Origin of the sequence: Lewinella sp. IMCC34183, assembly GCF_003390915.1 — a bacterium.
Lineage (GTDB): Bacteria > Bacteroidota > Bacteroidia > Chitinophagales > Saprospiraceae > Neolewinella.
On sequence record NZ_QMEM01000001.1, the window covers coordinates 537,835 to 556,864 of the forward strand.

At 61.3% G+C, this 19,030-nt stretch carries 16 protein-coding genes; 4 read left to right on the top strand and 12 right to left on the bottom strand.

Annotated features, from left to right (window positions below):
• The 7 genes from atpA to DQG19_RS02315 all read right to left on the bottom strand — a co-directional run bounded on the left by atpA (position 1) and on the right by DQG19_RS02315 (position 7,335).
• Positions 1-1,587, bottom strand: a complete 1,587-nt coding sequence (gene atpA, locus DQG19_RS02285) for a F0F1 ATP synthase subunit alpha (protein ID WP_116124599.1) — start codon at positions 1,585-1,587, stop codon at positions 1-3.
• A gap of 75 nt (positions 1,588-1,662) precedes the next feature.
• Complete coding sequence (gene atpH / locus DQG19_RS02290) at positions 1,663-2,235, bottom strand: ATP synthase F1 subunit delta (protein ID WP_116124600.1); 573 nt, start codon at positions 2,233-2,235, stop codon at positions 1,663-1,665.
• A gap of 7 nt (positions 2,236-2,242) precedes the next feature.
• Positions 2,243-2,755 carry a F0F1 ATP synthase subunit B gene (gene atpF, locus DQG19_RS02295; protein WP_116124601.1) on the bottom strand — a complete coding sequence of 171 codons (513 nt, stop codon included), beginning with the start codon at positions 2,753-2,755 and terminating at the stop codon, positions 2,243-2,245.
• Between the two features lie 107 nt (positions 2,756-2,862).
• The gene (gene atpE / locus DQG19_RS02300) at positions 2,863-3,063 is read right to left on the bottom strand and encodes an ATP synthase F0 subunit C (protein ID WP_116105365.1); all 201 of its coding nucleotides are present in this window, start codon (positions 3,061-3,063) and stop codon (positions 2,863-2,865) included.
• Positions 3,064-3,104: 41 nt separating this feature from the next.
• On the bottom strand, positions 3,105-4,433 hold the full coding sequence (gene atpB, locus DQG19_RS02305; RefSeq protein ID WP_116125167.1) for a F0F1 ATP synthase subunit A: 1,329 nt from the start codon (positions 4,431-4,433) through the stop codon (positions 3,105-3,107).
• A gap of 197 nt (positions 4,434-4,630) precedes the next feature.
• Positions 4,631-5,836: a saccharopine dehydrogenase family protein gene (locus tag DQG19_RS02310; protein ID WP_116124602.1), complete on the bottom strand. Its 1,206-nt coding sequence runs from the start codon at positions 5,834-5,836 to the stop codon at positions 4,631-4,633.
• Positions 5,837-5,895: 59 nt separating this feature from the next.
• Positions 5,896-7,335 carry a PQQ-dependent sugar dehydrogenase gene (locus DQG19_RS02315; RefSeq protein WP_116124603.1) on the bottom strand — a complete coding sequence of 480 codons (1,440 nt, stop codon included), beginning with the start codon at positions 7,333-7,335 and terminating at the stop codon, positions 5,896-5,898.
• A gap of 163 nt (positions 7,336-7,498) precedes the next feature.
• On the opposite strand from DQG19_RS02315, the gene DQG19_RS02320 reads away from it, so the two are divergent.
• Entirely contained in the window at positions 7,499-8,056 is a 558-nt protein-coding gene (locus tag DQG19_RS02320) for a hypothetical protein (RefSeq protein ID WP_232826420.1), read from the top strand.
• A 105-nt stretch (positions 8,057-8,161) separates the two neighbouring features.
• On the opposite strand, the gene miaA is transcribed toward DQG19_RS02320, so the two are convergent.
• From miaA to DQG19_RS02345, 5 genes are read right to left on the bottom strand one after another with little or no spacing between them, the layout of a single operon-like run.
• Positions 8,162-9,055 (bottom strand): tRNA (adenosine(37)-N6)-dimethylallyltransferase MiaA, encoded by an 894-nt coding sequence (gene miaA, locus DQG19_RS02325; protein WP_116124605.1) that lies wholly within the window; start codon positions 9,053-9,055, stop codon positions 8,162-8,164.
• Between the two features lie 8 nt (positions 9,056-9,063).
• A complete protein-coding gene (gene trpA, locus DQG19_RS02330; RefSeq protein ID WP_116124606.1) occupies positions 9,064-9,852 on the bottom strand; it encodes a tryptophan synthase subunit alpha in 789 nt (262 codons plus the stop codon).
• Between the two features lie 39 nt (positions 9,853-9,891).
• On the bottom strand, positions 9,892-11,091 hold the full coding sequence (trpB, locus tag DQG19_RS02335; protein WP_198661630.1) for a tryptophan synthase subunit beta: 1,200 nt from the start codon (positions 11,089-11,091) through the stop codon (positions 9,892-9,894).
• Positions 11,088-11,699, bottom strand: coding sequence for an anthranilate synthase component II (locus DQG19_RS02340; RefSeq protein WP_116124607.1), 612 nt, complete (start codon positions 11,697-11,699; stop codon positions 11,088-11,090). The genes trpB and DQG19_RS02340 overlap by 4 nt, the downstream gene beginning before the upstream one ends.
• Before the next feature lie 9 nt (positions 11,700-11,708).
• Positions 11,709-13,148 carry an anthranilate synthase component I family protein gene (locus DQG19_RS02345; protein ID WP_232826421.1) on the bottom strand — a complete coding sequence of 480 codons (1,440 nt, stop codon included), beginning with the start codon at positions 13,146-13,148 and terminating at the stop codon, positions 11,709-11,711.
• A gap of 441 nt (positions 13,149-13,589) precedes the next feature.
• On the opposite strand from DQG19_RS02345, the gene DQG19_RS02350 reads away from it, so the two are divergent.
• The 3 genes from DQG19_RS02350 to DQG19_RS02360 all read left to right on the top strand — a co-directional run bounded on the left by DQG19_RS02350 (position 13,590) and on the right by DQG19_RS02360 (position 18,926).
• Positions 13,590-14,687, top strand: coding sequence for a saccharopine dehydrogenase family protein (locus DQG19_RS02350; protein ID WP_232826422.1), 1,098 nt, complete (start codon positions 13,590-13,592; stop codon positions 14,685-14,687).
• Positions 14,688-14,781: 94 nt separating this feature from the next.
• Complete coding sequence (locus DQG19_RS02355; protein ID WP_116124608.1) at positions 14,782-15,519, top strand: DUF4197 domain-containing protein; 738 nt, start codon at positions 14,782-14,784, stop codon at positions 15,517-15,519.
• Between the two features lie 134 nt (positions 15,520-15,653).
• The gene (locus DQG19_RS02360; protein WP_116124609.1) at positions 15,654-18,926 is read left to right on the top strand and encodes a TonB-dependent receptor; all 3,273 of its coding nucleotides are present in this window, start codon (positions 15,654-15,656) and stop codon (positions 18,924-18,926) included.
• The last annotated feature ends 104 nt before the right edge of the window (positions 18,927-19,030 follow it).

The window sequence follows — 19,030 nt, forward strand, 5'->3', positions numbered from 1 at the left end:
TTACTTCTTAAACTGCGGGGTGAGTTCCTTTGCCAGGGACTCCAGCTTCTGCAAGTCCTCGTCCTGGTACTTCTTCGCGCGGAAGTTTTCCAGTACTTCGGGGTACTTGCGGCCGAGCTCGCCGAGGTAGAGGCTCTCGAATTCCTTCACGCGCTCGACGGGCACGTCGCGCATCAGGTTCTTGGTGCCGAGGTAGATGATGGCGACCTGCTTTTCTACCGGTACGGGGCTGTACTGGGGTTGCTTCAGGATCTCCACGTTACGCTTACCCTTGTCGAGGATGGCCATCGTGGAGGCGTCCAGATCGGAGCCGAACTTAGAGAAGGCCTCGAGTTCCCGGTAGGAAGCCTGGTCGAGCTTCAGCGTACCCGATACCTTCTTCATGGGCTTGATCTGGGCCGATCCCCCTACCCGCGATACCGATACACCGACGTTGATGGCGGGGCGGATACCGTTGTTGAAGAGGCTCGATTCGAGGAAGATCTGTCCGTCCGTGATGGAGATCACGTTCGTGGGGATGTAGGCGGAGACATCACCGGCCTGTGTCTCGATGATGGGTAGGGCGGTTAGCGATCCGCCACCCTTTACGATGCCCGCTTCGCTGAGGCTGGGGGGCAGGTCGTTCATGGTCTGTGCGATGGCGTCGTCGTTGATCACCTTGGCGGCGCGCTCCAGGAGGCGGCTGTGGAGGTAGAAGACGTCACCGGGGTAAGCCTCGCGTCCCGGGGGGCGACGGAGCAGGAGGGAAACCTCGCGGTAGGCAACGGCCTGCTTCGAGAGGTCATCGTAGACGATCAGTGCGGGACGACCGGTATCGCGGAAGTACTCCCCGATGGCCGCACCGGCGAAGGGAGCGTAGAACTGCAGCGGCGCGGGCTCGGAAGCGGAAGCCGCAACGATGATGGAGTAATCCATGGCACCGTTCTCCTCCAGGGTCTTGGCGATCTGGGCTACGGTGGAGGCCTTCTGGCCACAGGCTACGTAGATGCAGTAGACGGGCTCACCGCGCTCGTAGAACTCGCGCTGGTTGATGATGGTGTCCACGGCGATGGCCGACTTACCGGTCTGGCGGTCACCGATGATGAGCTCCCGCTGGCCGCGGCCGATGGGAATCATGGCGTCGATAGCCTTTACACCGGTCTGCAGCGGCTCGTTCACCGGCTGACGGTAAATAACACCGGGGGCCTTACGCTCCAGGGGCATGTTGTAGGTGGTACCGGCGATGTCGCCTTTACCGTCGATGGGCTGACCCAGGGCGTTGACCACTCGACCGACGAGGCCTTCGCCGACCTGGATCGAGGCGATACGGCCGGTCCGCGAAACGCGGCTGCCCTCGTGGATACCGGTGGGCGTACCCATGAGAACGACACCTACGTTATCCTCCTCCAGGTTGAGAACGATAGCTTCGGTACCGGTTTCGAAGGTGACCAGCTCACCGGCCTGTGCGTTGTTGAGTCCGTATACACGGGCAATTCCGTCACCGACCTGCAGTACGGTGCCGTACTCCTCCAGCTCGGTGGCCGTATCGAATCCCGAAAGCTGTTGCTTCAGGATTGCGGAGATTTCGTCAGGTTTTACGTCAGCCATGGTTATATGATCTTGTAGTATAGATTGATGGGCCGGCTGAAAAGGTCAACCCGGCCGGAGGGACGGCCGCGGGGGCTAGCCGGCCAGTTGAGTTTGGTAAAGATTGGGTTTGCGCAGCTCGTCCTTCATATTCTTAAGCTTGTGCGCGACGCTGGCGTCGTAGACTTGCCCGTCGAATTCCAGGATGAAGCCACCGATCAGCTCGGGGTCGATCTGCGTGTGCAGCTCGATCTCGGATTCGGTCTTGCCGCCGCTGATGAGCTCCTGCTTGATGGCGCTGAGGGTTTCGGCGGAAAGGGGGGCAGCGCTGGTGAGCGTCACCGTGGAGATGTTCTTCAGCCGCTTGTACTGCTCGTTGAATTCCCGGAGGATGCCAAGCATGTCTACTTCCCGCCCTTTGTCGATGAGCAGTTTTACGTAGAGCCGGGTCAGCTGGTCGGCGTTGGCCCGCTCGAGGAGCTGGGTCAGTACCGCCTGTTTCTTGCTGGGGGCCACCACGGGGCTGGTCAGCAGCAGGGCGAAGTCGCGGTTGGCGCCCATGGCCAGCAGGGTATCCACGTCGGCCTTGATCTCCTCCAGCTGATTGCGTTCCTGGGCGAGTTCGATAAGGGACTGAGCGTAGCGTGCCGCTACTCGGGGATTGGTCATGGGTGGCTTAGTTTAGGTCGCGAACCAGTTCGCGTACGAAAGCTTCCTGGTTGGCGTCGCTTTTGAGGTCCTTCTGCAGGATCTTTTCGGCGATCTCGATCGCCATGGTGCCTACTTCCTTCTTCAGGTCGACCATGGCGGCCTTGCGCATATTATCGATGTCGCGCTTGGCGTCGCTGGCCACTTTCTGGGCGGCCTCGCGGGCTTCGTTCTTCGCGGCGGAGATCATCTCCTTACTCTGCTTTTCGGCTTCGCCGATGATGCGGGTCCGCTCTTCGCGGGCCTCGATCAGTAGGCGCTGGTTTTCGTCGGCCTGGGCCTGCATCTCCTCACGGGCGCGCTTGGCCTCGTCGATGCTGGTCTGGATTTCCTCGTCGCGACGGCGCAGGGCCTTTTGGATGGGTTCCCAGGCCAGGCGGCCGAGAATGAAGTACAGCGCGAGGAAGATAATGACGGTCCAGAAGATCAATCCGAGATCGGGCTTCAGCACGTTGAAATCGACGAGTAGGAGCGTAGACATTATATGAGGTTGTTTAACAACGAATCAGTCAAAGATTAAAGTAAGCCGGCAGCGCTGCCAAGCGCAGTTCGCTACCGGCTTTTGGTGTGGCCTGGACGGCGCCGCTGCTAAAGCAGCTTGTCCAGCAGGCCTACGATGATCGCGAACAGCGCGGCACCCTCTACGAAGGCGGCGGTAAGGATCATGGCACTACGAATATCGGCGGCGGCTTCGGGCTGGCGGGCGATGCTTTCGGTGGCTTTGCTACCGATAAGTCCGATTCCGAGTCCAGCGCCAAGGGCGGCGATACCTGCTCCAAGAGCTCCCATGTTGAATGATTTAAATGGGTAAATAAAATTCTTACTATTTCTTAGTCGGCTGCGGTGTGCATGCCGGTCACGGCACCGCCCATCACGCCGCCTTCGGCGACTTTTTCCTCTCCGTGGTGGCCGGCCTCATCGTGGTGGTGGGCATCCTCCACGGCGGCACCGATGTAGCTGGCCGAAAGGATGGCGAAGATGAAGGCCTGTACGAAGGCCACCAGCAACTCGATGCAGTTCATGAACAGCGTGAAGGCAACTGCCACCACGGCTCCCGCACCGGCACCGATTACGCTTTCTCCATTGTTACCGAAAATGAAGATCAGGCTGATCAGGCTCAGGATGATGATGTGCCCGGCCGTGATGTTGGCAAACAGACGCACCATCAGCGAGAACGGCTTGATCACCAGTCCGAGGATCTCCACCGGCGTGAGGATGAATACCTTGATGAGGGCCGGCACGCCGGGCATCCACAAGGTATGCTCCCAGTAGTGGCGGTTGCCGTGCACGTAAGCCACGATGGCGGCAATCACCGCCAGGGCCATGGTTACCGCCAGGTTGCCCGTGACGTTGGCGCTGCCCGGGAAAATGGGTACCAGTCCGAGCAGGTTCGCGAACAGCACGAAGAAGAAGATCGTCATGATGAAGGGCTGGAAGCGCTCGTAGTGCTTCTCCCCGATCATCGGAATGGTAATCTCATCACGCAAGAACACGAAGAACGGCTCCATGAGGCTCTGGATACCACTGGGCGCCTTCCCGGCGTTCTTCTTGTAGCCGCGGGCTACGCGCCACCAGAGGAGAATGAGCAGTACGGCGGCCAGCAGCATCGTAAAGACGTTCTTGGTGATGCTCAGGTCGTAAAAGCTGGTGATGCCACCGCCGAGCAGCCCGCCGTCGCCCACCGAGGGGGCGTCCAGGGTGTAGCGCTCGCCGTCGATCAGGGCACTGTACACGTCGCGGGTCTTGCCGTCAATTTCGGTAGATGAGTGTGCGATACACTCGACCACGTGGTGGCCCTCCATCAGGTCAGCCGGAGCGTCGGTAAGCCGGTTGATCCGGCCGTGGTTCATCACGTATCCGTCGACGGCCGTCTGCCCGTGGTGGAACATGCTGCTCAGACCGAACGTAAATCCGTGGTCCGGAGCGTAAAGAATGACCGGCAGGGGGAAGGTGAAGTCACCGACAACGTGGAATTCGTTCGCGTCGGCGATGTGGTGGAGAATTACCCCGGCGGGGTCGTATTCGTCGTGGGATCCGCATTCGATCTCCGGGCTGTGGTGGTCCGCAGCCGATCCGTGATCGTTCACGGACTGGGCGTCAACCGTACCGAACCCGAAGCAAAACGTTAAGAGGAAGACTAAGCGAACCGTGAGCGTCATAAGTTGGGGGGGGTTAAGCAATCCCTCAAATGAGCCGCAAAGGTAGGCAAATTCCGTTTATCCTGCTAACGTTTGCTAGGTTTTGTATCGGGTGAGTTGTAGCGGGTATCTTGTAGCTTGTAGTTTGTAATGGGTAGTCTGTAGCGGATAGCGGCACTACGCGCTACAAGCTAATCGCTACAGGCTACCCTCTCCACCTACAATTCCAGGTCAGCGCCGATTTCCTCGTGCCATTCCAGCCCGTGCTTGCCCAGTACGTCCAGGAAGGGGTCGGGATTGAATTGCTCCACGTTGAAGACGCCGGCACCTTCCCACTTGCCCTGCAGCAGCATCATGGCACCCGTCATGGCGGGTACGCCGGTCGTATAGCTTACGCCCTGGGCGCGGGTTTCCTTAAAGGCCCGTTCGTGGCTGCAGTTGTTCCAGATGTAGTAGGTCTGCTCCTTGCCGTCCTTGATCCCGCGGATGCGACAGCCGATGCTGGTCTCGCCGCTGTAGCCCTCGCCCAGTCCGCCGGGGTCGGGCAGCACGGTCTTCAGGAATTCCAGCGGGATGATCTCCGTTCCCTTGTGGTTAACCGGCTCGATGCCCGCCATCCCGATGTTCTGGATCACCCGGAGGTGGGTCAGGTACTCGTCGCCGAAGGTCATCCAGAAGCGGGCACGCTTGAGGGTCGGAAAATGCTTCACCAGGCTTTCGAGTTCCTCGTGGTAGAGTACGTAGCTGGGCTTGGGACCGATGTCCGGGTAATTCAGGTCCTTGCGGATGCTGAAGGCCGGTATCTCTACCCACTCCCCGTTCTCGTAGTACTTCCCGGGCTGGGTGATCTCGCGGATGTTGATCTCGGGATTAAAGTTGGTCGCGAAGGCCTTGCCGTGGTCGCCGGCGTTGGCGTCGACGATGTCCAGGTAATGGATCTCGTCGAAGATGTGGGCCGCCGCGCGGGCCGTAAAGATGCTCGTGACGCCGGGGTCGAAGCCGCAGCCCAGGACCGCCGTCAGCCCCGCGGCCTTGAACTTGTCGTGGTAGGCCCACTGGTGGCTGTACTCGAACTTGGCCTCCTCCTTCGGCTCGTAGTTGGCGGTATCCAGGTAGTGTACCCCCGCTTCCAGGCAGGCGTCCATGATGGTGAGGTCCTGGTAGGGCAGCGCCACGTGGATCACCATGGTGGGATCGTAGTCCCGGATCAGCTGCGTGAGGGCGGGTACGTCCTCGGCGTCGATCGCTGCGGTGGTGATATTATCGTATCCCAGGTCCTTCTTGATGTCGGCGGCGATCTCGTCGCACTTGCTCCGCGTGCGACTGGCGAGCATGAATTCTGAAAAGACTTCGGGGTATTCGGCGCATTTATAGGCTACGACGCGGCCGACGCCGCCGGCGCCGATAATAAGGACTCTAGACATTCCGTGGTTTTTTGGTGGCTAACGTGCGGCGGGGCCGCAGGTGCAAGGTTACCCTAAATTTATTGTACCGTCACCTGGCTTCGGTACCGCTGCCGTTCGGTGGTGGCGGTGAGCAGGTACGCGCCGGCGGGCAGCTCCGGCAAATTCAGCGCAAGGTGTCCACTCACCACCCGCTGGTCCCTCCACTCCCCTACCCGGCGCCCCTGGGCATCGTGCAGTGCCACGCGCACCGCCCCGTGCACTTCCCCGGGAAATTCCAAGGTGAGCTGGTCGTGTACCGGGTTCGGAAATACACCAAGGGTCAGTACGGCGGCGGGTCGTTCGCGCACGGGCAGGCCGGAATCGGACGTCAGCTCGTATACCTCCCCGGAAAAGTCAGCTACGTACAGCGTGCCGTCGTTCCCTTCGCCGAAGGTGGATACATTTTTTGCCGGCAGATCGTTGTAGACCACGTCCAGCACGTCAGTGGACGTTGAGTCGTACAGGAATATGCGCGGCTGGACAAAGTCCGCGAATACGTAGTATCCGTAGAGCCCCGCATCGGGCCCCCGGTATACGAAACCACCGGTGACCGATCCTCCGTTGATACCGTCGTTGCCGTTGTGGGGGTAGTCGAAGAGGGGATCTGTATAGGCGATGGCCCCATCACAGCGGTCCACGGCAAAACTCGTAGCGATCAGCCCCTCCCGGCAGTTCCAGCCGAAGTTCATACCACCCGCGCTTGCCGCCGGCACCTTGTTTACCTCCTCCCGCTCGTTTTGTCCGACGTCGGCGATCCAGAGGTCTCCCGTTTCCCGGTCGAAGGAGATGCGCCACGGATTGCGCAGCCCCAGCGCCCAGATTTCGGAGAGCGTATCGGTCGACCCGACGAAGGGGTTATCGGCGGGGATGGCGTAGTTCATACCGCCAACGGCGGTGTCCACGTTGATGCGCAGCAGCTTACCGAGCATCGTCCCCGGGTCCTGGGCATTTTCAAACTGGTCGTTACTCCCGCCCCCGTCACCCAGTGGCACGTAGAGGTAGCCATCGGGACCGAAGGCCAGGTCGCCGGCGTTGTGGTTGCCCGCCGGTTGGGGAAGGGTCAGCAGGTTGAACTCGCTTGGATCCACCACGATGCCCGCGTTGTCGAGCGTGAACCGGCTGATGTACGTGGTGAGAGACGAGCCGTTCCTGCCCGGTCCGGTATAATTGACATATAGGTAGTTGCTGTCGGGGTAGGATGGATGAAACGCCGCACCCAGGGCGCCGCCCTCACTTTTGTCGTCGACCATGCCCGTAAGGTCGAGCACTATGGTGGCCGTGCCGGCTACCAGGTCAACCTGGTTGATGGTGCCGCCCTTCTCGACAACGTAGATAATTTCATCGTTGAACCCGTCCGACAGGATATCGGTGGGCTGGGTAAAGGTCAGGGGGAGAGGTTCGAGTACGAGCGCACCCTGGGCGTGGAGTACACAGGAAACCAATAGCGGAATGGTGACGAGGAGGGGGACACGATACATTTACATACGGATTTAGGTGACCATAATATACGCACCCGGAATCTCGGAAGCCCGCATTGTCGAACATAGGCAGCGTAACAATACGTTTACATAGCAGTGGCCGGTCCTGGTCGCCCGATAAATCTCAGCTTTTATGACTTTTCGCATGTTACCCCTGCTTACTTTGCTTCTCTTTTCTCTTTCGTCCTGTGATGTTGACCAGACCGAATCGACCGAGCTGCCCGAAGTCGACGTAGACGTCGATACCGAGGCCGGCAACCTGCCCGAATTTGACGTCGATTGGGCCGACGTTGACGTGACCACTACCACCCGGATGGTCGAGGTGCCCAAGATCCGCGTGGAAATGGTAGAAGAACCCGTCGAAGTCCCCGTAGTGAACGTAGACTGGCCCAGCGACTACGGCGACTCCGAAGAGACCACCCTCATGGTGGAAGCCGACGTTGACCAGGAATCCAATCTCGAAATCGAAGACGTTTACGCTACGGCCAACCGTATCGTCGTACTGGCCCGCCTGACCACCGAAGGCCGCGAGCTCTCCGACGGGGAGATGATGCGGGTTACCGATCAGGTGGTTGTCAACGCGCCGGACATGGACGTACGTTACTACATCATCGGCGACCGTCCGGAAGGAATGACCAACAGCCGCTACCGCTACATCGCCGACCGCAGCGACATCGCCGACATGATGGAGAATGGCCGCTCGATCTACAGCCGTAACTAATCGGCACGATCTACTCTCATAGAAGCCCCGCCCGAAAATGACCGGTGCGGGGCTTCTGTATTTTGGGGCGCCTCCGATGCAAGCAAGGATTACCGCGCAGCCCGATCACTCCGCGTCCCGCCGCGCACACGCCCGAATTACCGCCGGTAATCCTACGACCGGGGCATACTCCCGAAACCAGGTTACCTGCCGCTTGGCGTACCGGCGGCTGTTACGCTTGATGAGCTCCACCGCCCGGTCGCGGTCGTACTCCCCATTGAAACAGGGCCACCATTCCTGGTAGCCTACCGTTTCCAGCACGGGCTGCCCCCGTCGCGGAAAGAGGGCACGGGCTTCCTGCTCCAGCCCGTGGCGCAGCATGCGGTCCACGCGGTCGTTGATGCGCGCGTAGAGCGGCTCGCGACCGATGGCGGGCTGCAGGTACACCGGGCGGAAGGGACGCTTCGGGATCTTGCCGAGATAGCTGCTGTACGGTTTCCCCTCCGTAAAGCAGACCCGCAACGCCCGCTCCAGCCGCCGTCCATTCTGCCGGTCGACCGTCGCAAAGTATTCCGGGTCGAGACGGGCCACTTCGGCCTGCAATCCCGCCAACCCGGCGGCTTCGACAATCCCCTGCACCCGCGTACGCGCCGCTTCGGTCACGGCGGGAAACTCGTCCAACCCCTCGCAGAGGGCCCGGATGTAGAGACCGCTGCCCCCGGCCAGTACGGCCGTTTCGTGGGTGGTAAAGAGCCGGGCGAGCACCTCCAACGCCTTCGCGGCGAAGGTGCCGGCGGTGAGGGGGGCGTCCAGGGAGCGGTCGGCGATGAAGTGGTGGGGCACGGCGGCCAGCTCTTCCGGGGAAGGCCGCGCGTTACCGATGCGCATCTCGCGGTAAAACTGCCGACTGTCGGCGCTGAGGATCTCGGTACCGAAGTGCCGCGCCACCTCGATGGCCAGTCCGGTCTTGCCGGAAGCCGTGGGCCCGCCGAGGACGATAAGTAGCGGCTGGTCGGGCATGGGAAGGTTTAGGTCAGGCTCGGTTCGAGGATGTCGCGGACGAATTCCTGGGTGGCCTCCCCTACCCGCTCCTCCTGGCCGGCCAGGGCGCGGATGAAGGCACTGCCAATGATGGCCCCGTTGAAATACTCACAGGCCGTGCGGAAGGTGGCGGCATCGCTGATGCCGAAGCCGATAAGCTTCGGATTGGGCAGGTCGAGGGCCGCGATGCGGTCGAAGTAGGCCCGCTGCCGGTCGGTGATCTCGGAGCTGCCGCCCGTGATGCTGCTGCTGCTCACCACGTACAGAAACCCGCTGCTGCTGGCGGCGATCTCGCGGATGCGGTCATCCGTGGTCATGGGCGTGATCAGGAAACTCACCTCCAGCCCGGCGCTTTCGGCCAATTCGCGGAAGTCGCGCGCGTACTCGTAGGCGGGCAGGTCGGGCAGGATGAGGCCGTCTACACCAGCCTCCCGGCAGGCCATGACGAAGCGCTCCGCCCCGTACTGCATCACCTGATTGAAGTAGCCCATGAGCACCAGCGGGATCTCGGTGTGGGTACGGGCCTCGCGCAACTGCCGAAACAGCACGTCCAGCGTCAGGCCGTTCTGTAGGGCACGCATGCTGCTCTGCTGGATGGTTTCTCCGTCGGCCATGGGGTCGGAGTACGGCATGCCCACCTCGATGAGGTCGGCTCCGGCCTCGGCCAGGTTCCGGATGATGGGTACCGTACTGTCGAGGGCCGGGTAGCCGGCCGTAAAGTAAACGTTGAGGATATCCCGCTCCTTGCGGTCGAAGAGTGCGCTGAGTCGGTTCATGGTACGGAGTCGGATGCCCGATGCGGGCGGGTGAGAAGATTATTGGGGGAGCGCGTCGCTGTCGAGGTAGGCGGAGAAAGCGGCCAGGTCCTTGTCGCCGCGGCCGCTCAGGCAAACCACGATCACGTCTTCCGGGCCGTACTTCATCTGGTCCAGGGCCGCGAAGGCGTGGGCCGTCTCCAGGGCGGGGATGATGCCCTCCTGCCGGGCGACGAAGAGAGCCGCGGCCAGGGCATCGTCGTCGGTGACGCTGATAGCTTCGGCCCGGGCGCTGTCGATGAGGAAGGCGTGCAGCGGGCCGATGCCCGGGTAGTCGAGGCCGGCGGAGATGCTGTAGGGCTCTACGATCTGTCCGTCGGCGGTCTGCATCAGCAGCGTCCGACTGCCGTGGATGATGCCTTCGCTACCCAGCTGGCTGGTGGCGGCGGATTCCCCGCTGTCCACGCCGAGGCCGGCGGCCTCCACGGCGATGAGACGCACGCGCTCGTCGTTGAGGTAGTGGTAGTAGGCGCCGGCGGCGTTGCTGCCCCCGCCCACGCAGGCCACGATGGCGTCGGGGTAGTCGCGCCCGAGTTTTTCCTGGAGCTGCCACTTGGTCTCCTCGGAGATGATGGACTGGAAACGCGCCACCATGTCCGGGTACGGGTGGGGGCCGACCACTGAGCCGATGATGTAGTGGGTGTCTTCCGGGTTGTTGATCCAGTCGCGTATGGCCTCGTTCGTAGCGTCTTTAAGGGTGCGGGAACCGCTACGGGCCGGCCGTACCTCGGCGCCGAGCATGCGCATGCGGGCCACGTTGGGCGCCTGCCGCTCGATGTCGACCTCGCCCATGTAAACGATGCACTGCAGGCCCTTGAGGGCACAGACGGTGGCGGTGGCCACGCCGTGTTGTCCGGCGCCGGTCTCGGCGATGATGCGCTTTTTGCCCAGCCGCTCGGCCAGGAGGATCTGCCCGATGGTATTGTTGATCTTGTGGGCGCCGGTGTGGTTGAGGTCCTCGCGCTTGAGGTAGATCCGGGCGCCGTAGTGCTTGCTCAGGCGGTCGGCGTAGTAGAGGGGGCTGGGGCGGCCGACGTAGTCCTTAAGCAGCAGGTCGAACTCCCGCCTGAACTCCGGATCGCCCATCATCTGCACGTAGTTGCCCCGCAACTCTTCCACGTTGGCGTGGAGCATCTCGGGGATGTAGGCCCCGCCGAAACGGCCGTAGTAGCCGCGCTCGTCTATCTGGGTCGTGATCATGATTCTTGTGGCTTGAGGGTGGCTAACCGGGTTTGGACAAAGTTCAGCAAATTCCGGATCATGAGCCGTCCGTGCTCCGTCATTATACTCTCGGGGTGGAACTGAACGCCGAAGATCGGCAGTTCGCGGTGGCGCAGGGCCATGATACCGCCGGCGTCGTCGGTGGCGGTGACCTCCAGCTCGTCCGGCAGGGTGGCCGGATCGATCACCCAGCTGTGGTAGCGGCCGGCGCGGAAGCGTTGGGGCACGTCCGCGAAGAGGGCATCGTCGGCCACCGGGGTCCGCTGCATGTCGGTTTCCACGCCGTGGTGCACCTCGGCGAGGTTGTGCAGGGCGCCCCCGAAGGCCTCTCCGATGGCTTGGTGGCCAAGGCAGACGCCGAAGATGACCTTCTCCCCCGCGTACCGTTTGATCAGGGCCGGCATGATGCCCGCATCGGCGGGAACGCCCGGACCGGGACTCAGCACCACCAGGTCGTACGCGGCCACCGCGTCCAGACTGATCTGGTCGTTGCGGAAAACGTCGACCGACTGTCCCAGCTCCTCCTCGATGTAGTGGACGAGGTTGTAGGTGAAGGAATCGTAGTTGTCTAGTATCAGGATTTTCATGTCAGTCCGTTAAAAGCTGGCCGGCAGCCCTTCCGCTTTGGTGAGTGCCTTGGTGAGTGCGCCGAGCTTGTTGTACACTTCCTGCGTTTCGCTCTCCTCGTCGCTGGCGGCGACCACGCCGGCTCCGGCCTGGTAGTAGAGGACGTTATCCTGGCTGAAGAACGAGCGGATCAGGATCGCCTGGTTCATGCCGCCGTCGAAGTTGATGAAGCCGATGGCCCCGCCGTAGAAGCCCCGTTGCTGGTTCTCGTACCGGTCGATCAGCTCGATGGCCCGGTACTTGGGTGCCCCGCTCAGGGTGCCGGCCGGGAAGGTATCACCGAAGACCCGGATGGCCACGTCGTCCCCCACGAGTTTGCCGTCGACGGTGCTGACCAGGTGGATCACGTGGCTGTAGTAGTGCACCTGCCGCAGGCTGCGCACGGTCACGTCGCGGGTGTGCCGGCTCAGATCGTTGCGGGCCAGGTCCACGAGCATCACGTGCTCGGCGTTCTCCTTGGGGTCGGCCAGCAGGCGTTCGGTGGCGGCGGCGTCCTTGGCGGCGTCGCCTGTCCGTTTGTAGGTGCCGGCGATGGGGTTAAGGCGCGCCACGCCGTCGCGAATGACCATCTGGCTTTCCGGACTGGACCCCATGATGCGGTAGTCGCCGTAGTCGAAGTAGAAGAGGTAGGGCGAGGGGTTGATGCTGCGCAGGGCACGGTACACCTGGAACTCGTCGCCCTGGAAGCCCCGGCGAAACTGGCGGCTCAGCACGATCTGGAACACGTCGCCGACGTGGCAGTGGTGTTTGCCGCGCGCCACCAGCTCGCGGAAGTCCGCGTCGGTCATATTGCTGGTTTCCTCGCCGTGCAGCGCGAAGGGGTGCACCGTGCCCCCGGCCCGGATGGCCCGCTCAACCTCGTCAAGGCGGCTCTCCTCTCCTTCCGGCAGGTTCTCGAGCAACAGCAGCTCGTCACGGTAGTGGTGGAACACCAACAGGAAGCGGTACAGATGGTAGCGGAGGGCTGGGGCCCGCAGGTGCGAGGGGTTTTGGAAGGAGAGCGTATCGAAGTAGGCTACGCCCTCGAAGTTGGTGTGGCCGATCAGCCCGTTGAACTGCCGCACGACGGGCGGGGCGTCTCCGTGGTCGATGTCGAACGACCGGAGAAAGGCACGTAGGTCATCGCTTACGGTATTGGCATCGCCGCAGTCGACTTTGGTGGGGGTCTCCCCTACCCGGCCGCGGCGGATGGTAGGACCATCGACGCGGTAGTAAGCCTGCGTTTCCAGGCCCAGGATGCTGAAGTAATGCTCGTGATTGCGGGTCTCGTTGGACTCAAGGAGTACCGGGTCGGTGAAGCGGTCGCGCACCGCCAGGTAGACGGACACCGGGGTGAGCTGGTCGGCCGTCAGGCGACGCGTAAGGACCCGGATGCGGGTCGTCGGCTGGGCCAGAGTGGTTGGGGTCAAAACGTGTGTGTGTTTGTGCCGGGCCCGGCAGGCCCAACGGAAAAGGCCCGCCGGAGCATCCGACGGGCCTTTGATTCTTATGCAAAGGAGCTACCGCGTGCTCAGGGGAGAGTACGTGAAAGCCACCACCAGTTGGTATTGGTCATTTGCATGGCAGCAAGGTAAATACTCTGCCGGATATCGCCAAATAAAACTGGCCGCTGGTACGTACGCCAAGTGGACCACGCCAAGTGGACCGGCGAGTAGCGGACCGGCCACTATTGGTACGTACGACAAGTGGACCGGCGAGTAGCGGACCGGTTAGTACTGGTACGTACGACAAGTGGACCGGCGAGTAGCGGACCGGCCACTATTGGTACGTACGACAAGTGGACCGGCGAGTAGCGGACCGGCCAGTACTGGTACGTACGACAAGTGGACCGGCGAGGCAAATTATCGGGAATGGCGCTGACCCTATCCCCCCTGCCCTGCGTTACCACCGACATGAACGATTTTGTACTCTACGGTGCCTACGGATACACCGGCCGCCTCATTACCCGCATGGCGGCGGAGGTCGGGCTGAAACCGCTGCTGAGCGGCCGCAACGCGGAAAAGCTCGCAGCCATGCACCATGAATTCGGCTACGACTACCGCGCCGTGGACCTGAACAACCAGAAGGAACTCCACGACCTGCTCGGCGGCCAACGGGTGGTGTTGCACGCCGCCGGCCCCTTCGAGCAAACCGCCCAGCCCATGATGGAGGCCTGCATCGACACCGGCACGCACTACCTGGATATTACCGGGGAAATACCCGTCTTCGCCCTGGGGGCCAAGCTGGGCCCCGCCGCCGAGCGCGCCGGCGTGATGCTGATGTCGGGGGTCGGCTTCGACGTGGTACCTACCGACTGCCTGGCCGCCTACCTCAAAGGAAAGATGCCCGAGGCGACCGAACTTACCCTGGCCTTTGCCTGGAAGGGGGGCATGCTGAGCCACGGTACGGCCAAGACCATGCTTGGAGGCCTGGGATCGGGTGGTGCCATCCGCGAGCACGGCAAGATCAAGCCGGTTAAAGCAGCCTACGACGTGCGGGAATTCCCCTTCACGGAGCAGGTGCCGCTGCAGGCGGTCACTATACCGTGGGGCGATGTATTCACAGCCTATTTCACGACCGGCATCCCAAACATCAAGACGTATTTCTCGGTGCCTCCGGCGCAGATCACTTCCATGAAACGGAGCAACTATTTAGGCCCCCTGCTCCGGCTTGGCCCCGTGCAGAACTACCTGCGGAAGAAGATCGAGGCCCGTCCCGCGGGGCCCGACGACGCCCAGCGCGAGCGCGCCGAAACCTACGTCTACGGCGAAGTGAAGGACGTGAGCGGAAAGGTCGTGGCGGCCCGCCTCCGTACTCCGGAAGGCTACACCCTGACGGCCCACAGCGCCCTGCTGATCGTACGGAAGGTGCTCGACGGAGCGGTGGAATCCGGCTACCAGACCCCCGCGGGACTCTACGGCCCCGACCTGGTGATGGAGATCGAAGGCGTCACCCGCGCGGACCTGTAAGCCACCCGCTATCGGACAAACCGTAAGAAAGGATTAACGCCCCGGGGTAATCCGTCGCCGTATCCCGGCGTTTACCGGCTAAACCCCCAAGCAAATGAAACTTCGTCTACTCCTGGCCCTCTTTCTGGTTTCCCTGTTCGCCGCACCCGCGTCCGCGCAATTCGGTAAGCTCGGCAAGATCGCCGACCGTGCCAAGGGCGTACTAAACGGCGATAGCCCCCTCAGTAACGAAGAAGTGGGCACCGCCCTCAAGGAAGCGCTCGACCAGGGCGTGGGCAAGGCCGTCACCAGCCTCTCCGCCGAGAACGGCTACCTGCAGAGTCCCTACAAGATTTTGCTCCCCGAGGAGGCCCAGGCCATCGTAAGCCGCGTGAGCGCGCTCCCCGGCTTCGGCAACGTGGAGCAGGACCTGACGCTGCGCATCAACCGCGCCGCCGAGCTGGCCGCGACCAAGGCCACCCCCATCTTCGTCGGCGCCATTAAGGGCCTGACCTTTCAGGATGCTATGAACCTGCTCATGGGCCCCGACGATGCAGCCACGCGCTACCTGGAGGGCAACACCACTACCGCCCTGACCGGAGAGTTTCAACCGGTGATCCGGGCCGCACTCGACGAGGTGAACGCCAACGAGATCTGGAATAAGGTGGTCACGGCCTACAACAAAATACCCCTGGTGAAAAAAACCGAGCCCAATCTGGATGCCTACGTAACAGGGCGCGCACTTGATGGAATGTTCGGTTTGATCGAGGTAAAGGAAACGGAACTACGGGAAAATCCCGCCCTGCGGAATACTGAACTGCTCCGCAAAGTCTTTGCCCGCCAGGACAAGTAGCCCGGAGGCTCCCCTTGTGTGAGGATTGGGTAAAGGTTAACATTAGGTTAACGTGAACGTCGGAAAAGCTCTCGACCTTTGCAGCCAAATACGGCGGTATCTGCCGGAACCTAATCAACCAAATCTTTCTAAGCATGAGGTTTTTGACCACATTCTTCACCTTGCTCCTGGTGACGCTGCTTCCCTATATGGCGGCCGCTCAGGGGGTGACCACTTCATCCATTTACGGGCAACTTACGGATGACGCTACGGGAGAACCGCTCATCGGTGCTACCGTGCAGGCCGTTCATACCCCCTCCGGCACGAGCTACGGCAACACCACCGACGAGAAGGGCTTCTTCCGCCTCCCCGGCCTGCGTGTGGGTGGCCCCTACACCATCACCGCCAGCTACGTGGGTTTCGAGCCCGTGGTGCGCAACGACGTGTACCTGCAGCTCGGCCAGGCCTTCAACTTCAACGAAAGCCTGGGCGGTGCCGGCGTGAACCTCGGTGAGGTGACCGTGGTGGGCAGCCGCTCCAGCGTCTTCGACGGTGGACGCACGGGACAGGAAACTACGGTCAGCGAGGAGCAGATCAACGCCCTGCCCACGGTCAACCGGAACATCTCCGACTACGCCCGCCTCAACCCGCTGGCCAAGATTTCCGAAGGCGACGGTTTCGCTATCTCGATCGCGGGCCAGAACAACCGCTTTAACAGCATCTACATCGATGGCGCCGTGAACAACGACGCCTTCGGTCTGTCCGGCTCGGGCACCAACGGTGGCCAGACCGGTGTCTCCCCGATCTCGATCGACGCTGTGGAGCAGTTCACGGTTGCCGTAGCCCCCTTCGACGTGCGCCAGAGTGGATTCGCCGGCGGATCCATCAGTGCCGTGACCCGCTCCGGTACCAACGATTTTGAAGGCAGTGCCTACTACTTTCTCCGGAACGAAAACCTCACCCGCAGCAATGCCTTCGTCAACGACGACGGGTACGAGTTCGACGAGATCGCACCCTTCTCCGCGAAGACCTACGGTGCCCGCCTCGGTGGCCCCATTGTGAAGGACAAGGTATTCTTCTTCGTGAACGCCGAGCTGCAGCGCGACGAAACCCCCCAGCCCTTCAACATCGCCAACTACTCCGGCAACAGCACCGCCCAGGACATTACCCGCTTGCGGAATTACGTTGGCGAATTCGGATATGACCTCGGCTCCTTCGACAACAATACCGCTTACCTGAACAGCGACAAGATCCTGGCTAAGCTGGACTTCAACCTGAGCCCGGTGCACAAGCTGTCCGTCCGCCACTCCTACGTGAACGCGGAGAACCTGGAAGCCCGCGGTTCCGGCCGCCGGAGCATCAACTTTATCAACGGCTCGGAATTTTTTACCTCCAAGACCAATAGCTCCGCCGTCGAACTGAACTCGATCTTCGACAACAATACCTCCAACAACCTCACCATTGGCCTGACGCTGGTGCGGGACGATCGCGACCCCTTCGGCGCGGACTTTCCTACCGTGAGCATCAACGACGGTGACAACGGGGAGTCGATCGAACTGGGCGCCGAGCCCTTCAGCACGGCCAACCTGCTCAACCAGGATGTTCTTACGATCAAGAACGACTTCAACATCTACGCCGGTCGTCACAACATTCTGGTCGGCGCCAACCTCGAATTCTTCAAGGCGGGCAACCTGTTCATCCGGCAGAACTTCGGTGAATACCAATACTTCGGCATCGGTGACACCTCGGCCCTCGATCAGTTCCTGCTCGGATTGCCCGCCAGCCAGTACGACCGCAGCTTCAGCCAGGTCGACAACGTGACCGGCGACGAAAGTGCGGCCATCGCCTCGCTCAAGCAAACCCTGCTCGGTTTCTACGTTCAGGACGAGTTCCAGGTCACCGATCTGCTGCGCCTTACGGGTGGACTACGGGCCGACATCTCCATCTACCCCGACAATGTCCCGGTCAACAACCAGTTCAACAATGAAACCATCCCCACCCTTGAAGCGGCTGGGTATGACTTAGAGGGAGCCCGTACGGGTCAGGGCATCAAGTCCTCGATCCTCTTTAGCCCGCGCCTCGGCTTTAACTACGATGTTCTCGGCGACCGCACCCTGCAACTGCGTGGTGGTATTGGCATCTTCACCAGCCGTGCCCCCCTCGTGTGGGTCGGCGGTGCTTACAATAACTACGGTCTTAACGTCGGTGGCGTGCGCCGACGCAACTCTGTGGTATTCAACCCCGACGTGAACAGCCAGGTACCCGGAGATATTGACCTGAACGCTATCGTACCTTCGGGCCAGATTGACCTGTTTGCCGAAAACTTCAAGCTGCCCCAGACCACCAAGATCAATCTTGCGGTGGACTACAAGCTGCCCGGCAACATCAACCTGACTGTTGAAGGACTCTACACGAAGTTCAGCAACTACGTACGCTACCAGAGCCTGAACCTGGATCCCGACAACCTGTCGCGTCTCACCGGCCCCGGCGACAATCGGGTTATCTACACCAGCTCGTCCGCCATCGACCGTAACTACACGGGTATCTACCTGGGCACGAATACCGATAAAGGCTACGCCTGGAACTTTTCCACCGTCCTGCAAAAGCCCTTCACCAACGGCTTCATCGGTACGCTGGGCTACTCCTACGGTGATTCCTACAGCCTCTTCGACGGTACTTCGAGCCAAAACAGCTCGCAGTGGCGCGGGTACTACAACCCAGAAGGTCGTAACGACGAAGGACCGGTACAGCGCTCTGCCTTTGCCCCGGGACACCGCGTCTTTAGTTCGCTGTCCTACGCCATCCCCTACTCCAAGTACGCTTCCACTACCATCTCGTTGTTCATGAACGGTGACGTGGTCCAGCCCTACACCTACGTAGTGGGTGCGCGAAACGCCGATCTGGTAAACGACTTCGGCTTTGACTTCAACGAAGTGGCCTACGTACCCGCCTCCTTCGAGGAAGCCAATCTGGTAGACGACAACGGTGTCAGTGCCGAGGAGCAGTACGCCGCCCTGGAGCGCTTCATCAACGCCGACAAATCCCTGAGCGACCGCCGCGGTCAGTTCGCCGAACGCAACGGTGCCTGGGGTCCCTTCAAGGTGATCTTCGACGCCCGCGTACTGCAGGACTTTAAGATCCCCATGAGCAACGGCAAGGAGAACGTTCTCCAAATTTCTCTCGACGTCTTCAACCTCAACAACCTCCTGAACGAAAACTGGGGCCGTCTTAACAGCCTCGGATTCGGAACCTACTCCCTGGTTAACCTCGAAGACATCAGCGACGATGGCGTTCCCTCGTTCACGGTGCCTTCCGAGATCGTAGACGGTGCCGAACCCGACACTATTTGGGATGACAACCTTGATGACAGCGGACTGCGCAGCAGCCGGTACACCATACAGGTCGGCTTACGCTACATTTTCCGGTAGCAGCCACGCTCTGGCTATACCTGCATAACGAAACCCCCGACCGGACTTCCGGTCGGGGGTTTTTTGTTTCAGGAAAGTGCTGAAGTAATCGTGACGGCTACGTA

Coding starts and splice junctions, on each gene's coding strand:
- DQG19_RS02315 (WP_116124603.1), bottom strand. CDS start 7,335: ATGTATCGTGTCCCCCTCCTCGTCACCATTCCGCTATTGGTTTCCTGT.
- atpB (WP_116125167.1), bottom strand. CDS start 4,433: ATGACGCTCACGGTTCGCTTAGTCTTCCTCTTAACGTTTTGCTTCGGG.
- miaA (WP_116124605.1), bottom strand. CDS start 9,055: ATGCCCGACCAGCCGCTACTTATCGTCCTCGGCGGGCCCACGGCTTCC.
- DQG19_RS02350 (WP_232826422.1), top strand. CDS start 13,590: ATGGCGCTGACCCTATCCCCCCTGCCCTGCGTTACCACCGACATGAAC.
- DQG19_RS02310 (WP_116124602.1), bottom strand. CDS start 5,836: ATGTCTAGAGTCCTTATTATCGGCGCCGGCGGCGTCGGCCGCGTCGTA.
- atpH (WP_116124600.1), bottom strand. CDS start 2,235: ATGACCAATCCCCGAGTAGCGGCACGCTACGCTCAGTCCCTTATCGAA.
- atpA (WP_116124599.1), bottom strand. CDS start 1,587: ATGGCTGACGTAAAACCTGACGAAATCTCCGCAATCCTGAAGCAACAG.
- DQG19_RS02340 (WP_116124607.1), bottom strand. CDS start 11,699: ATGAAAATCCTGATACTAGACAACTACGATTCCTTCACCTACAACCTC.
- atpE (WP_116105365.1), bottom strand. CDS start 3,063: ATGGGAGCTCTTGGAGCAGGTATCGCCGCCCTTGGCGCTGGACTCGGA.
- trpB (WP_198661630.1), bottom strand. CDS start 11,091: ATGATCACGACCCAGATAGACGAGCGCGGCTACTACGGCCGTTTCGGC.
- DQG19_RS02355 (WP_116124608.1), top strand. CDS start 14,782: ATGAAACTTCGTCTACTCCTGGCCCTCTTTCTGGTTTCCCTGTTCGCC.
- DQG19_RS02360 (WP_116124609.1), top strand. CDS start 15,654: ATGAGGTTTTTGACCACATTCTTCACCTTGCTCCTGGTGACGCTGCTT.
- atpF (WP_116124601.1), bottom strand. CDS start 2,755: ATGTCTACGCTCCTACTCGTCGATTTCAACGTGCTGAAGCCCGATCTC.
- trpA (WP_116124606.1), bottom strand. CDS start 9,852: ATGAACCGACTCAGCGCACTCTTCGACCGCAAGGAGCGGGATATCCTC.